The sequence below is a fragment of the Streptomyces sp. NPDC022910 genome (genome assembly GCF_055561075.1).
Map to the genome: position 1 here is coordinate 206806 of NZ_JBVHHL010000006.1, position 14321 is coordinate 221126.

Here is a 14321-nt window from a genome sequence, read left to right on the forward strand (position 1 = left end):
CCCCGGAACCGCCCGGTTCCGGGGCCTGGTCACAACGCCGAGGGGTCCTGCGGCCCCCGGCCCGACAGCACCTCCCCGTACGCCTGCATCAGGTCCGGCAGGCGCAGCGTCGCGAGCTCGTCCCGGGTGGGGGTGCTCATGTAGCCGCTCAGCCGCAGATCCCGGTACGCACAACTCTTCTCGTACAGCGTCCGCAGAAAGCGGCCGTTTCCCAGCTCGTCGATCCAGCCCTGGTCCACCACGTGGCCGGCGATCGAGCGAAGCTCCTCCAGGGCCTCCTCGTCCCAGACGTCGCCGTTCTCCGCCGCCAGGACCTCGCCGATCGCGGTGAGTTCCAGCGGGCGGTAGGAGGGGAAGTCGACCCGGGTCGTGAAGCGGGAGGACAGCCCGGGGTTGGCGGCCAGCAGACGGTCCATGCCCTCGGGGTAGCCCGCGAGGATCACCACCAGGTGGTCGCGGTTGTCCTCCGCCCGCTTCAGCAGCACCTGTAGCGCCTCGTCACCGTAGGCGTCGCCCTTGCCATAGCCCGAGTTGGACAGCGAGTACGCCTCGTCCACGAACAGCACGCCGCCGATCGCCGAGTCGATCAGCTCGTTGGCCTTCACCGCGGTCTGGCCCAGGTACTCGCCGACCAGGTCCGCCCGCTGCGCCTCCACCAGGTGGTCGCCGCCGAGCAGCCCGAGGGCGTAGAAGACCCGGCCCAGGATGCGCGCCACTGTGGTCTTGCCGGTGCCCGAGGGGCCGGAGAAGACGAAGTGCCGTTTGGGCGGCTGGACGGGTAAGCCCTGTCCCGCCCGCAGCCGGGCCATGTTCAATTGCGCGGACAACGCCTTGACCTGGCGCTTCACCGGCTCGAGGCCGACCATGCGCTCCAGCTCGGCGAGCGCCTCCTCCAGCAGCGCCGGATCCGTCGGCCCGGCCGGCCACGGCTGCGCCGGCACAGAGGCCTTCTCCCGCACGAGATCGCTCTGGGCGGGCAGCCCACCCGGCGACGGGTCCGGGTCCGAGAGCTTGACGTCCCGGCCCTCGGTGCCGAACAGCGGATCGAGACCGTCTGGCCCCTCCAGCACGTCCCCGGCCCCGGTGAGCGCCATCGCGCCGAGGTCGGCCGACTCGTCGTATCCGTCGCCCTCGGCGATCGCCGCGAGACGTGCCGAGGTGTCCATGAACGCGGGGTCCACCCGGTGCACCGCCCGGTACAGGGGCAGAGCGGCGGCGGAACGTCCCGTGCCCTCGTGGGCGCGGGCCAGCCAGTACCGCAGCTCCTTGCGCTGCGGCTGCTCGCTGCGGCAGCGCATCAGGGCGGCGGACAGCAGGGGCTCGGCCTGCCCGTACATCTCCAGGCGGACCCGGGCCATTCCCCCGAACAGGCCGGCCTCGATGCCGAGCATGGGGTCGTCGATCAGCGGATCGGTGTGCCGGACCAACTGCTCCCAGTCCTTGACCAGGTAGGCCCGGCAGGCATGCAGAAACCGGACCTGGGGGTCGGTGTCGACGGGCGGCAGTCCTGCGAGCGCCCGGTCGAGCTCCGGGACGTGGCGGCCGTCCAGCCAGTGCGAGGCGTGCGCGAGCAGCAGATCGCGCGGGCTCTCCAGCACCGGCTGCACCCACCAGCCCAGCCAGTACCAGGAGTTGAGCGTGCGTCGGTGCCGCGCCCGCTGCTCCCCGAAGCGGTCCCGGTGCCGGAACATCCGCAGCAGCGCGGTCGTCGTGTCGACACGCAGCGCGTGCAGTCCGAGCCATCCGTCGGCCATTCCGGGATCCATTCGGACCGCAGCGCGGAACTCCTCCTCCGCCTGCGGATAGGCGCCCATCGTGTAGGCGTCCACGCCTCGCAGCCAGGCGAGGTCGGCCGGAGCCTCCGGGCCCCGCGTGCCGAAGTCCATCACGTCCCCCACAAACCGTGCCCCCGTTGGTTCACCGCCGGGCCGGTGCCCGACGGCTGCCTTGCTCGAACCGCTGTGCCGCGGACCGGAGTTGCAACGATGCGCAGAGCAGTGTCCGAAGGTCGCACCGAGAGGCATCGTACCTGCGGGGGAGCGGCGCACCGAAGGGTGCCGCACGGCCCGTTTGACGAGGTGGGAGCAGACGGGGCGCACGGCGTTCGGTGACCGAGGGTGAGCGAATCGCGTCTCCCAGCGCCCGGAGACGGTGTCCGGGGCAGAACGAAGCCCCCGATCACGGGGGAACAATCGGGGGCTTCGCGTCCTGCGGGCGGCTTCGAAGGCCGCACATTGAGAACGTAAGTCCTGTACGGCTCCCGGGTCAAGCCGACTTGGAGCCCTCAAGGAAGTTCTCCCGCAAGGGTCTTCACGAGTTCAGCACACTGCGGATGGTCCGTCACTGTGGGTGAGCATGTGGTCCGGACCAGGAGTCGTCCTGGGCCCCGGCAGAACCTCATACCCCTCGACCCTCTGGTGCACCAAAAGATCGGCGAACGGCCGCGAGGGGTCCTCGGTGAAGTGCCGGCGCTCCGCCTCGATCCAACCGGCCCAGAACGCCCGCTGTTCGTCACCGTCCCGGGTCCGTCCGCGCGTCCAGGCCTCTTCGTGCGGCAGTTCCATCCACAGCAGCCGTGCCAGATGCGGGCGCAGGGCACGGCGGCCGGTGCCGACGCCCTCGATCAGGATCACGGGGGCGGGCGGCAGGGCGCGGGTGGGGCCGAGGCTCCGCGCACGCCAGTCATAGGGGCGGTAGTACGCGGTCTCGCCCCGGCCGAGCGGTTCGATCACCTCCCGCAGCAGTCGCCCGGTCCAGGCGAACAACTCCTCGTGGGTGGCGACGTCGTCGAGATGGAGTACGGGCGCACCGTCTAGCGCGGCCGCCAACTGCCCGGCGAAGGTGGACTTCCCGGAGCCCGCGTGCCCGTCGACGCCGACGAGGCGGACGGGGCCGCAGGACGGCGGAAGCCGTCGCAGACGGGACGCGAGGATGTGAATGGCCATTCCAGGGGTGCGAGGTGGCATGGGCATATGTGGGGAGAACATTTTACGCGGGCTCCAGGTGGCGTCGGCCCGGGCGGGGACCCGGTGCATGCCGGGCGCCACGAAATTGGTGTCCTGTTGAACTGTTCATTCGTCAATGCAGCTTCCACATGTCCGAGGAGACGGTACGGGCGACGGTGCACGCGCCCCGGGGCATCACCCGTGCCATCGGTTGTTCGGCGATCACCGGCCTGCACGGTGCTGAGCAGGATCCAGGCGACGGCGACGACACACCGACGGCTACGGTCGCCCGGACGAGGTGGCGGCGATGGACGGTCGTCTGACGGGTGCCGTGGCGGCGGCGTACGACGTACGGCGGATGTGGGCGCCCGGGCCAAGGCCTGACGCGCCCGCATCCGTCCGGCTCATGACCGCAGGTCATGCCAGTGGTCTAGGCCAATATTGGTAGGCGCGCCAACCGACGAAGTGCTGGCAGAGGCCCCGGGAGGCGGCCATAGTTGGCGCACGTCGTGCATCTGAACCGCCGCCTTAGGACACCTGGGGGTCACCCACCGATGAGCAGAGCTTCAGAGCCGTCCCGCAGAACCATACTCACCGCTGCGGTCGCCGCCGCCACGGTGGCCGGTGCCGTAAGCCCGGTCGCCGCCGCCACACCGGCCGGCGGACCGTCGAAAACACCCCAGCGCCTCGTGGATCACCGCGCCTGGACCTCGTACTCCGACTGGCGGAGCGGCGCCGCGCAGGGCGTCCGTGCCCTGGCCGGACTTCACCCCGGGGTGGTGATCGCCATCCCCGCCGGCCGCACCGACTACACCGACCCGCACACCGGCAAGACCGCCACCTGGGAGTACGCCACCTGGACCTCCCCGGTGCATGTGCTGTCCGTGCCGTCCACCGAGGCCATCGCCTCCTGGAACGCCCACACCCCGGCGGGCACGTGGGTCCAGGTCGAACTGCAGGGCACCTACTCCGACGGCGCGGACACGCCCTGGTACGTGATGGGCCGCTGGGCGGCCGGCGACCAGGACATCAGGCGGACCTCCGTCGACGACCAGACGGACGGCAAGAGCAACATCTGGACCGACACCTTCGCCATCGCCGACGCCGCATCGGGCCTGCGGCTGGTGTCCTACCGCCTCCGCCTCACCCTCTACCGCACGCCGGGCACGCAGCTCACCCCGACCGTGTGGCGGCTCGGGGCCATGGGCTCCGACATCCCCGACCGCTTCTCCGTCCCCGCCTCCACGCCGGGGCTCGCCAAGGAGCTGATCGTCCCGCGCTACTCCCAGGAGATCCACAAGGGCCAGTACCCGGAGTACGACAACGGCGGCGAGGCATGGTGCAGCCCCACCTCCTCGCAGATGATCATCGAGTACTGGGGGCGGAAGGCCACCCCCGAGCAGTTGTCCTGGGTCGACCCGTCCTACGCCGACCCGCAGGTCTGCCATGCCGCCCGCTCCACCTACGACTACCAGTACCAGGGCTGCGGCAACTGGCCCTTCAACGCGGCCTATGCGGCGACGTTCCAGGACCTCCGGGGCGTGGTCACCCGGCTGTCCTCGCTCACCGACCTCGAGACGCTGATCGCGGCGGGCATCCCGGCCATAACCTCCCAGTCGTTCCTGAAGGAGGAGCTGACGGGGGCCGGCTACGGGACATCGGGGCACCTGATGACCGTGATCGGGTTCACCGCCGACGGGGACGTGATCGCCAACGATCCGGCCTCGCCGAGCGACGAGGCGGTGCGCCGCGTCTACAAGAGGCGCGAGTGGGAAAACATCTGGCTGCGGACCAAGCGGTACAACGCCTCCGGCAAGGTCGTCTCGGGCACCGGCGGCGTCTGTTACCTGTACTTCCCGGCCCGTCTCACCCGGCGGCAGCGAAGCGCGCTGGCGGCGGTGGGCGTTCGCTGAACACCACGAGATCCCGGCCGCGGGACCGAGGCCCCCGGGAGAGCGGGGGCCTCCTCGTGTGACCAAGGTCTCCGCCGCATCGGCGTATTCCGGTGGCAAGGTGGACACATCGGCGGGGGGAGTCCACCGCACAGCCCGAGACCAGCGAGATGCCATGACCGCCACCTCAGCCACCGCCACCCGCGTCCGCGCCCGTACGGGCGGCCCGAAGGACGACGGACCGAAGATCTTCGAGCACGTCGCGGGCTGGGCCCTCGTGGTGGTCCTCGCGATGCTCATCACGCAGCTCGGTCTGCTGTGAGCTGAGCGGCCAGGTCATTCCCGAATCGGCCAGGTCATTCCCGAATCGGCCGGGTCAAGTCCGAAAAGCGGCCGACCTGTCGATCAGAGTCGAACATGCTGGTGGTGTCGTTCTGCAATACTGCGCATGTCGCGCCGGCAGTTGGAGACCTGGGCCGAAATTGAATATCAGTCAACAGCGAGGTGACGTACGCCCCCGGGCGCGCGCTACCGAGCGCTCTCTGGCGCGTCGCGCCGAACTCATCGCCATCGGGCGGAAGTTATTCGCCGACACCTCGTACGACACGTTGTCGATGGACGACATAGCGCGCCATGCCCAAGTGGCGAAAGGGCTGATCTACTACTACTTCCAATCGAAGCGCGGCTATTACCTCGCCATTGTCGAGGATTCGGTGGCCGACCTCGTCACCTCCGCGGCCGGCGGTCTCGAACTGCCGCAGGCGGAGCGTGTGCATCGCACCATCGACCGCTATCTGCGTTACGCCGAGCACAATCAGGCCGCCTATCGCACGATCGTCAGCGGTGGCGTGGGTTTCGACGCCCAGGTTCACGCCATCCGGGACGGGGTGCGCGAGGCGATCGTGGCCACCATTGCCGAGGGAGCGTACGGCCGGTGCGATATCGCCCCGCTGGCACGCATGGGTCTCTTCGGCTGGGTGTGCGGCGTGGAGGGTGCGACCCTCGACTGGATCGCCCGCCCCGAGTTGCCGCGCGAGGCCATGCGCGAGCTGCTGGTGAAGACGCTCGGCGGTACTCTGCGCGCCATCGAGGAGCTCGAACCCGCTTACGTGGCGCCGCCACCGGCCCGCCGGGACGGCTGAGCGAACACCGGGGCGGGAGCCGCCGACTCCCGCCCCTCGTGCCGTAGGCGCGTCAGCTGATCGCCTTGATCAGCTCTCCGTTCGCGGTGTCACCGCTCAGCTCCCAGAAGAAGGTGCCGCCGAGGCCCTGCTGGTTCTTGTAGGTCATCTTCGTCGCGATGGTCGACGGGGTGTCGTAACTCCACCAGTTGTTACCGCACTTGGCGTACGCGGTGCCGCCGACCGTGCCGGTCGCCGGGCACTTGCTCTTGAGCACCTTGTAGTCGTCGATGCCCTGCTCGTAGGTGCCGGCCGCCGGGCCGGTGGCCGTCCCGCCCGGGGCGGCCTGGGTGACACCGGTCCAGCCGCGGCCGTAGAAGCCGATGCCGAGCAGCAGCTTCGAGGCCGGGATGCCGAGGCCCTTGAGCTTCGCGATGGTCGCCGAGGTGTGGTAGTTCGCCTTCGGGATGCCGGAGTAGGAGTTCAGCGGCGAGTGCGGGGCCGTCGGGCCGGTGGCGTCCCAGGCGCCGAAGTAGTCGTACGTCATCGGGTTGTACCAGTTGACGTACTGCGCCGCGCCCGCGTAGTCCGCCGCGTCGATCTTGCCGCCGCTCGTGGCGTCGGCCGTGATCGCCGCGGTGACGAGGTTGCCGGAGCCGAACTTCGAACGCAGCGCCGCCATCAGGTTCTTGAAGGCCGCCCGGCCGCTGGTGTCACAGGTATTGCCGCAGGCGTTCGGATACTCCCAGTCGACGTCGATGCCGTCGAAGACGTCTGCCCACTTGGAGTTCTCGACCAGGTCGTAGCAGGACTGGGCGAAGGCGGCGGGGTTCTTGGCGGCCTCGCCGAAGCCGCTCGACCAGGTCCAGCCGCCGAACGACCAGAGGATCTTGAGGTTCGGGTGCTTCTTCTTGAGCTCGCGCAGCTGGTTGAAGTTCCCGCGCAGCGGCTGGTCCCAGGTGTCCGCGACGCCGTCCACCGATTCGGCCGCGGTGTAGGCGCGGTCGGTGGCGGCATAGGAGTCGCCCATCGCGCACTTCCCGCCGGTGACGTTGCCGAAGGCGTAGTTGATGTGGGTGAGCTTCGCGGCCGAGCCGGAGGTCTCGATGTTCTTGACGAAGTACTTGCGGTCGTAGGTGCCCCATTCGGTGAAGTAGCCGACGACCTTGGAGCCGGCTGCGGCCGCCTGCGCGGGGCGTGTCTCGGTGGCGGTCGCGGTGCCCGCTCCGGCGAGCAGCCCGGCACCGAGGACGGCGCAACAAGCGGCGGACAGGAGCGCCCGGACGGGGGCGGGCGAGCGGTGCGAGGTGAGCATCGTGTCTCCTCGTGGGGGAGAGGGGAACGCGCGCTGACTGGACGCGTGCCGGTTGGCATGAACGCGGTGAAGCGATGGTCCGAAACAGTAGAAGGACTAGACCAGTTGGTCAATGGTTCGGACCAATTTCGGGTGTGCAGTCTTTCTTCGAGTAAGCGATCGTTAACTGGTGACTCCGTGCCTCCGATCGGGCATACTCCAAGCGCCACAACCGCTGGTCAGCCGCGTCCGAGACCCGGAGCGACGAGCATCGGCCAGGCCCAGTGAGACCCGGCGGAGCCGCCCCACCCAAGGCGTACATCCGCCGATGTGCCCGAACAGGGAGGAGAGCGTCGCCATGCCCGACCGCGCCCCGCAGCCGGTGGACCGGCAACTGCCCACGGACGAGGCCCGGGATCTGATCTCGCTCGTCCGCGACATCGCGCAGCACGAGATCGCCCCGAAGGCGGCCGAGGAGGAGGACGCCGGGCGCTTCCCGCGCGAAGTCTTCCGACTGCTCTCCGAATCCGGGCTGCTCGGTCTGCCCTACGACTCCGAGTACGGCGGCGGGGACCAGCCGTACGAGGTATACCTCCAGGTCCTCGAGGAGCTGGCCGCGGCCCGCCTCACCGTCGGCCTCGGCGTCAGCGTCCACACCCTGGCCTGCCACGCCCTCGCGCACTACGGCACCAAGGAACAGCAGGTCGAGCATCTGCCCGCGATGCTCGGCGGTGGCCTGCTCGGCGCGTACTGCCTGTCCGAGGCGTCCTCCGGATCTGACGCGGCCTCCCTGCGCACGAGGGCGGTCCGCGACGGCGAGAAGTGGGTGATCAGCGGCACGAAGGCGTGGATCACGCACGGCGGGATCGCCGACTTCTACACCGTGATGGCGCGCACCGGTGAGGAGGGCCCGCGCGGCATCACCGCGTTCCTGGTCCCCGGTGACGCCGAGGGGCTGAGCGGGGCGGCGCCCGAGAAGAAGATGGGCATGAAGGGCTCGCCCACCGCGCAGGTCCACTTCGACGGGGTGCGGGTGTCCGACGGGCGGCGCATCGGCGAGGAGGGCCAGGGCTTCGCGATCGCCCTGTCCGCGCTGGACTCCGGGCGGCTCGGCATCGCGGCCTGTGCCATCGGTCTGGCCCAGTCGGCCCTCGACGAGGCCGTCGCCTACGCCACCGGGCGGCGGCAGTTCGGGCGGCCGATCTCGGACTTCGAGGGACTGCGCTTCATGCTCGCCGACATGGCCACGCAGATCGAGGCCGGCCGCGCGCTGTACCTGTCGGCGGCGCGGCTGCGCGACGCCGGCCGTCCGTTCGCCAAGCAGGCGGCCATGGCCAAGCTCCACTGCACCGACACGGCGATGAAGGTCACCACCGACGCAGTCCAGGTGCTCGGCGGGTACGGCTACACCGCGGACTTCCCGGCCGAGCGCTATATGCGTGAGGCCAAGGCGCTGCAGATCGTCGAGGGGACGAATCAGATCCAGCGGATGGTCATCGCCCGTCACCTCGCTGGTCCCGAGTCGCACTGAACGGCTCCGCGTCCGTCCCGAGCCGGCCCGGGCCGGCCGGGGGCGCCGCGAGCCGCACCCACTCCGGGTCGTGGCGCCCCGGCAGGGTGCGCCCGCGGTCGGCCCACGTCCGCATGAGCGCGCGGTAGATGGGCGGGTCCTGGGGCTGTGGCGGCGGAAGCGATCCAGCGGGTGCCGGAACGAACACCCGCCGCCGCCGCGCGGTCGCCGAATACGTGGGAGTCATGCATGGGGAACGCCGAGGCCTGTGCGCAGGTCACCGGCCCCGCTAATCGAGAGTGAGTTCCCTGACGGCCCGAACGGGGACATGGCCCGCATTCACCCGGCGTGGTGTCCCCCCACACGGAATCCGGCAGCGACGGAGTCCATCTGACGTACCGTCAATCCGCATCCACGATCCGATGTGAGGCGCGTGGGTCAGGCGGCCTGGTGCCGCATCGCCGGCATCCGCATCGGGCGCGAGCCCGGGCCGCCGACGTGCGAGAACGGCTGCATCCGCCAGTCGAGCCCTTGGGGGAGCGTCAACAGCAGGGCCGTGTCCTGCTCCTGAGGTGCCGCGGACTCGTCCGCGGGCCGGGCGTCGGACGCGGCGCGGCCCGTTCCGGGGCAGACCGTGAGACCGAACGGGTTCCACGGCGAGGCGCACAGCGCGTGCTCGGGCAGGACGTCCTCGTCGGCCAGGAGTGCGATGGGCTGCGCGCAGTCCGGGCAGATCACCCGGTACATCTCGAAGGTGTCGTACGCGTCGAACTCTTCGCTGTCGACGGCGTCGGGTTCGACGCCCTCCGGCTCGGGCTCGACGACCGGCTGCTGCCGCTTGGGCGCGATACGACCAGGGCGCTTCAGACTGTGCATGGGATTCTCCCCCTCGGGCTGGGCCGGCCAGGTGCTGTGGCCTCGACCACAGCAAGCACTTCCCGTCCCGTCTCGGCGGTAATCACGAGCACATCACGAAGCCTGTTCAGGCGCTGTGGCGTTCGTCACATACCGCCCGCGGGCGTCGGGCGCGGCGGCCCCGTCCCACGGACGGCTCACGAGCGGCTCTCGGCAACATCACAAACGGGGTATGACCTGCGCCGCTCAGGTATCCGCGGGGATCAGGCGCACTGTAGGTTCTAGCGCCATGGAGGAGCTGGACCGACAGATCGTGCAGCTGCTCGTCAAGGACGGGCGGATGAGCTACACCGACCTGGGCAAGGCCACGGGCCTGTCCACGTCGGCCGTGCACCAGCGGGTGCGCCGGCTGGAGCAGCGCGGCGTCATCCGGGGGTACGCCGCGGTCGTCGACCCGGAGGCCGTCGGGCTGCCGCTGACCGCTTTCATCTCGGTGAAACCGTTCGATCCCAGCGCTCCCGACGACATCGCCGAGCGCCTCGCAGGCGTCCCGGAGATCGAGGCCTGCCACAGTGTCGCGGGCGACGAGAACTACATCCTCAAGGTCCGCGTGTCCACGCCCCACGAGCTGGAGGAGCTGCTGGCGCGCCTGCGGACGCTCGCCGGCGTGTCGACGCGCACGACGGTGGTGCTGTCCACGCCGTACGAGGCACGGCCGCCCCGTATCTGACCGACCTGCGTGCCGGGCGGCGGAGGCAAGGCGCGAGACTGGTGCCCATGAATGAGCGCACCGCCCCGCCGCAGACCGTCCTGTTGCGCCGAGGGGAAGTCCACAGCCCCGCCGACCCCTTCGCGACCGCCATGGTCGTCGAGCGCGGCCAGATCGCCTGGGTCGGCTCCGAGGGCGCCGCGGACGCCTTCGCGGAGGGCGTGGACGAGGTCGTCGACCTGGACGGCGCGCTCGTCACCCCGGCGTTCACCGACGCGCACGTGCACACCACCGCCACGGGTCTGGCGCTCACGGGGCTCGACCTGTCCGGCGCGCCCTCTCTGGAGGCCGCCCTCGCCCTCGTCCGTGATTTCGCCGCCGCCCGCCCGGACGACCGTGTCCTTCTCGGCCACGGCTGGGACGCGGCGCGCTGGCCCGAACGCCGGGCTCCCCGACGGGACGAACTCGACGAGGCCACCGGTGGCCGTCCCCTTTACCTCAGCCGGATCGACGTCCATTCGGCCGTCGTCACCACGGCCTTGCTGGATCTGGCGCCGGGCGTGCGTGACAGGGTCGGCTTCACGGACGGGGCGCCGCTCATCCGGGACGCCCACCACGCCGTACGCGCCGCCGCGTTCGCCGGGGTCACTCCCGCCCACCGCATCGAGGCCCAGCGTGCCGCCCTCGCGCACGCCGCCTCCCTCGGCATCGGTACGGTCCACGAGTGCGCGGGCCCGGAGATCTCCTCGGAGGACGACTTCACCGGGCTGCTGCGCCTCGCCGCCGAGGAACCCGGGCCCCGGGTGGTCGGCTACTGGGCGGAGCAGAATGTCGACAAGGCGCGGGAGCTGGGCGCGATCGGCGCGGCCGGCGACCTGTTCGTCGACGGCTCCATCGGCTCGCACACCGCGTGCCTGGGCGAGCCGTACACCGACGCCCCCCACACCGGCACCGCCTACCTGGATGCCGCTGCCGTCGCCGCGCACGTCGTCGTGTGCACCGAGGCCGGGCTCCAGGCGGGATTCCACGCGATCGGTGACGCCGCCGTCGCCGCCGTGGCCGAGGGCGTGCGCGCCGCCGCCGAGAAGGTCGGCCTCGCCCGTGTCCGCGCCGCGCGCCACCGGGTCGAGCACGCGGAGATGCTCACACCCGAGACCATCGCGGCCTTCGCCGAACTCGGCCTGACCGCTTCCGTCCAGCCCGCCTTCGACGCCCTGTGGGGCGGTGACGACGGCATGTACGCCCAGCGCCTCGGTGTCGAGCGGGCCCGCACGCTGAACCCGTTCGCGACCCTGCTGCGCACCGGTGTCCCGCTCGCCTTCGGCTCCGACAGTCCCGTCACCCCGCTCGATCCCTGGGGCACGGTCCGTGCGGCGGCCTTCCACCGCACTCCCGGGCACCGGGTCTCCGTGCGCGCCGCGTTCACCGCGCACACACGCGGCGGCTGGCGGGCGATCGGACGCGACGACGCGGGTGTGCTGGTACCGGGCGCCCCCGCCGACTACGCGGTGTGGCGCACCGAAGAGCTGGTCGTCCAGGCCCCCGACGACCGGGTGGCCCGCTGGTCCACGGACCCCCGTTCCGGCACCCCCGGACTGCCCGATCTGGCCCCGGGCGCCGACCTGCCGGTCTGCCTGCGCACCGTCGTGGGCGGCCGGACGGTGTTCGTGCGGCCGGGCGAGTGATCTCCCGGGGTGGCGCAGCGGCGATCACCAGCCGCGATCCCGTCGCGCGACCTGCGCATCCTCCGCTCTGACCAGGTCATGGGTGGCATAACCGCAGGCCAAACCGCTGTTGACAGCGAGGCGCAGGGGGCCGGTAGGTTCGGCCGGGTCCACCGCCGGACGTCCGACCGGGGAACCTCCGCGCAGTCGCCGGAGCGCCGCTGGGTCCGGGATGGTGTGCCGCACCGGCACACCTCCACTGGGAGCCAGGCTCAGCGCCCGCGCCACGGCGAGGGCAACGTACCGGTCGGTCGGCAGGGTGTGACCCGGGTGGGGCCCGGACGTTCAGTAGACAACGGCTTTAGGTCGACCCGCAGCCAGCGGGTGCCAGGTCGGCCCGAAGGGCGCCGGGCCCCGATCCGCAGGGCGGCCCCGGCGACGGCAGGCACGGTCCGCTACCCCCGGCCCGAGGGCCCCGAACAGGGCGCCGCGCACGACCTCTGGAACGCACGGACAGCGCAAGCGGCACTCTTACCCGACTCTTGTGCAATCGACACCCCTATACGAACGTGCTGTCACGTCGGTACAGGCGGGGGACACTAGGGTGGAGAGCCCTGCGAACGGACTTGAAGGGGCAGCAGTGAACGACGGCGACGGGACCCTCGCGGCAGGAGCCAAGGGGAGGCAGTTCGGCCCGCTCGGCACCGCCTTGGTGATCATCCCGACCTACAACGAGGCGGAGAACATCAAGGCGATCGTCGGCCGGGTGCGGTCGGCCGTGCCGGAGGCGCACGTCCTCGTGGCCGACGACAACAGCCCCGACGGCACGGGCAAGCTCGCGGACGAGCTGGCGGCCGAGGACGACCACGTCCACGTCATGCACCGCAAGGGCAAGGAAGGGCTGGGCGCCGCGTACCTCGCGGGTTTCCGATGGGGTCTGGAGCACGACTTCGGCGTCCTGATCGAGATGGACGCCGACGGTTCGCACCAGCCGGAGGAGCTGCCGCGGCTGCTGACCGCGCTCAAGGGCGCCGACCTGGTGCTCGGCTCCCGCTGGGTGCCCGGCGGGCGGGTGGTGAACTGGCCCAAGAGCCGGGAGTTCATCTCCCGCGGTGGCAGCCTCTACTCGCGTCTCGCTCTCGACCTGCCGCTGCGCGACATCACCGGTGGCTACCGCGCCTTCCGCCGCGAGACCCTCGAGGGACTCGGTCTCGACGAGGTCGCCTCGCAGGGGTACTGCTTCCAGGTCGACCTCGCCCGGCGCGCGGTCAAGGCCGGCTACCACGTGGTCGAGGTGCCGATCACCTTCGTCGAGCGGGAACTGGGCGACTCCAAGATGAGCCGTGACATCCTCGTCGAGGCGCTGTGGCGCGTCACCGCGTGGGGTGTGGGGGACCGGGTCGCCAAGGTCACGGGCCGCGGCAAGTCCTCCTGAACGCTTCGGGGTGCCGGTCCCCCACTGGGACAGCGGGGCTGCTCGGACCCACGTCAACCCGGGGTCGCTTCCCGCCGTCGCTCGTGCGGGTGCACAGGGGCGGTCCGGCGGGTTCCCAGGGAGGGCGATCAACCCCTTATCCCGTGCTGAGCCCGCTTTGGGCACACTGGGAGCATGACGACTGGTGCATCCGCTTCCTCGAACCTCGCCCCGCCGCGGCGTTCCCGCCTGCGTACGTTCCTGCCGCTGGGTATTGCCGCGTGGCTGGTACTTGAGATCTGGCTGCTCACGGTGGTGGCGGGCGCGGCCGGCGGGTTCACGATCTTCCTGCTGCTGGTCGCCGGATTCGTGTTCGGCTCCGTGGTCATCAAGCGGGCCGGGCGCCGGGCCTTCCGCAATCTCAGCGAAACACTGCGGGTCCGACCTGCCGATGAGGCGCCCACAGGCGGGAGCGGAAACGGGCTGATGATGCTCGGCGGTCTGCTCCTGATGCTGCCGGGCCTGATCTCCGACGCGGTGGGCCTGCTGCTCCTGATCCCGCCGGTCCAGAAGGCGGTGAGCCGCTCGGCGGGGCGCACCATCGACCGCAAACTCCGCGAGGCGACCTCCGGCAGCTTCGGCGATGCCTTCCAGCAGGCTCGTATTCACCGTCCCGACGGGAAGATCGTCCAGGGTGAGGTCATCAGGGATGAGCCGTCGTCACAGGCCCCGCAGGAGCCGCGCCCGCCACTGACCCGCTGAGGGACGCTTTACCTGCAGTCACACCAGTTCATCTGCCGTCGCTCATTTCACCCACAGCCGCACCAGAAACAGACAGTGGGCGCCGTACGTCACACCGACGTACGGCGCCCACTCATGACTCTGGTGTGCGCTGTATATCCCGCCCGACCCCCGAA

13 protein-coding genes are annotated in these 14321 nt (G+C 70.6%); 8 read left to right on the forward strand and 5 right to left on the reverse strand.

The window, feature by feature from the left end:
• Positions 1-29: 29 nt before the first annotated feature.
• Both ACZ3TS_RS08755 and ACZ3TS_RS08760 read right to left on the reverse strand, forming a co-directional pair.
• Entirely contained in the window at positions 30-1886 is a 1857-nt protein-coding gene (locus ACZ3TS_RS08755; RefSeq protein WP_467615008.1) for an AAA family ATPase, read from the reverse strand.
• Between the two features lie 432 nt (positions 1887-2318).
• The gene (locus ACZ3TS_RS08760) at positions 2319-2972 is read right to left on the reverse strand and encodes a uridine kinase family protein (protein ID WP_467615011.1); all 654 of its coding nucleotides are present in this window, start codon (positions 2970-2972) and stop codon (positions 2319-2321) included.
• A 527-nt stretch (positions 2973-3499) separates the two neighbouring features.
• Here ACZ3TS_RS08760 and ACZ3TS_RS08765 point away from each other — a divergent pair.
• The 3 genes from ACZ3TS_RS08765 to ACZ3TS_RS08775 all read left to right on the forward strand — a co-directional run bounded on the left by ACZ3TS_RS08765 (position 3500) and on the right by ACZ3TS_RS08775 (position 5979).
• Positions 3500-4858 (forward strand): peptidase C39 family protein, encoded by a 1359-nt coding sequence (locus ACZ3TS_RS08765; RefSeq protein WP_467615013.1) that lies wholly within the window; start codon positions 3500-3502, stop codon positions 4856-4858.
• A 154-nt stretch (positions 4859-5012) separates the two neighbouring features.
• Complete coding sequence (locus ACZ3TS_RS08770; protein WP_467615016.1) at positions 5013-5159, forward strand: SCO1431 family membrane protein; 147 nt, start codon at positions 5013-5015, stop codon at positions 5157-5159.
• Positions 5160-5319: 160 nt separating this feature from the next.
• Entirely contained in the window at positions 5320-5979 is a 660-nt protein-coding gene (locus tag ACZ3TS_RS08775) for a TetR/AcrR family transcriptional regulator (RefSeq protein WP_467615018.1), read from the forward strand.
• Positions 5980-6031: 52 nt separating this feature from the next.
• Here the strand turns inward: ACZ3TS_RS08775 and ACZ3TS_RS08780 are convergent, their stop codons facing one another.
• Positions 6032-7273 carry a glycoside hydrolase family 18 protein gene (locus ACZ3TS_RS08780; RefSeq protein ID WP_467615021.1) on the reverse strand — a complete coding sequence of 414 codons (1242 nt, stop codon included), beginning with the start codon at positions 7271-7273 and terminating at the stop codon, positions 6032-6034.
• A gap of 337 nt (positions 7274-7610) precedes the next feature.
• Here ACZ3TS_RS08780 and ACZ3TS_RS08785 point away from each other — a divergent pair, with 337 nt between their 5' ends.
• Complete coding sequence (locus tag ACZ3TS_RS08785) at positions 7611-8783, forward strand: acyl-CoA dehydrogenase family protein (protein ID WP_467615023.1); 1173 nt, start codon at positions 7611-7613, stop codon at positions 8781-8783.
• On the opposite strand, the gene ACZ3TS_RS08790 is transcribed toward ACZ3TS_RS08785, so the two are convergent.
• Positions 8746-9009, reverse strand: coding sequence for a hypothetical protein (locus ACZ3TS_RS08790; protein WP_467615026.1), 264 nt, complete (start codon positions 9007-9009; stop codon positions 8746-8748). The two genes, ACZ3TS_RS08785 and ACZ3TS_RS08790, sit on opposite strands and share 38 nt — an antisense overlap.
• A 191-nt stretch (positions 9010-9200) precedes the next feature.
• Positions 9201-9638: a hypothetical protein gene (locus ACZ3TS_RS08795; RefSeq protein ID WP_467615028.1), complete on the reverse strand. Its 438-nt coding sequence runs from the start codon at positions 9636-9638 to the stop codon at positions 9201-9203.
• Positions 9639-9906: 268 nt separating this feature from the next.
• On the opposite strand from ACZ3TS_RS08795, the gene ACZ3TS_RS08800 reads away from it, so the two are divergent.
• From ACZ3TS_RS08800 to fxsA, 4 genes are all read left to right on the forward strand, one after another.
• On the forward strand, positions 9907-10347 hold the full coding sequence (locus tag ACZ3TS_RS08800) for an Lrp/AsnC family transcriptional regulator (RefSeq protein ID WP_467615030.1): 441 nt from the start codon (positions 9907-9909) through the stop codon (positions 10345-10347).
• A gap of 47 nt (positions 10348-10394) precedes the next feature.
• Positions 10395-12011: an amidohydrolase gene (locus ACZ3TS_RS08805; protein ID WP_467615032.1), complete on the forward strand. Its 1617-nt coding sequence runs from the start codon at positions 10395-10397 to the stop codon at positions 12009-12011.
• Between the two features lie 619 nt (positions 12012-12630).
• Positions 12631-13425, forward strand: coding sequence for a polyprenol monophosphomannose synthase (locus ACZ3TS_RS08810; RefSeq protein ID WP_467615035.1), 795 nt, complete (start codon positions 12631-12633; stop codon positions 13423-13425).
• A gap of 174 nt (positions 13426-13599) precedes the next feature.
• Positions 13600-14166 carry an FxsA family membrane protein gene (fxsA, locus tag ACZ3TS_RS08815; protein ID WP_467615038.1) on the forward strand — a complete coding sequence of 189 codons (567 nt, stop codon included), beginning with the start codon at positions 13600-13602 and terminating at the stop codon, positions 14164-14166.
• Positions 14167-14321 lie beyond the last annotated feature (155 nt).

Coding starts and splice junctions, on each gene's coding strand:
- ACZ3TS_RS08795 (WP_467615028.1), bottom strand. CDS start 9,638: ATGCACAGTCTGAAGCGCCCTGGTCGTATCGCGCCCAAGCGGCAGCAG.
- ACZ3TS_RS08760 (WP_467615011.1), bottom strand. CDS start 2,972: ATGCCCATGCCACCTCGCACCCCTGGAATGGCCATTCACATCCTCGCG.
- ACZ3TS_RS08755 (WP_467615008.1), bottom strand. CDS start 1,886: ATGGACTTCGGCACGCGGGGCCCGGAGGCTCCGGCCGACCTCGCCTGG.
- ACZ3TS_RS08765 (WP_467615013.1), top strand. CDS start 3,500: ATGAGCAGAGCTTCAGAGCCGTCCCGCAGAACCATACTCACCGCTGCG.
- ACZ3TS_RS08785 (WP_467615023.1), top strand. CDS start 7,611: ATGCCCGACCGCGCCCCGCAGCCGGTGGACCGGCAACTGCCCACGGAC.
- ACZ3TS_RS08790 (WP_467615026.1), bottom strand. CDS start 9,009: ATGACTCCCACGTATTCGGCGACCGCGCGGCGGCGGCGGGTGTTCGTT.
- ACZ3TS_RS08805 (WP_467615032.1), top strand. CDS start 10,395: ATGAATGAGCGCACCGCCCCGCCGCAGACCGTCCTGTTGCGCCGAGGG.
- fxsA (WP_467615038.1), top strand. CDS start 13,600: ATGACGACTGGTGCATCCGCTTCCTCGAACCTCGCCCCGCCGCGGCGT.
- ACZ3TS_RS08780 (WP_467615021.1), bottom strand. CDS start 7,273: ATGCTCACCTCGCACCGCTCGCCCGCCCCCGTCCGGGCGCTCCTGTCC.
- ACZ3TS_RS08800 (WP_467615030.1), top strand. CDS start 9,907: ATGGAGGAGCTGGACCGACAGATCGTGCAGCTGCTCGTCAAGGACGGG.
- ACZ3TS_RS08770 (WP_467615016.1), top strand. CDS start 5,013: ATGACCGCCACCTCAGCCACCGCCACCCGCGTCCGCGCCCGTACGGGC.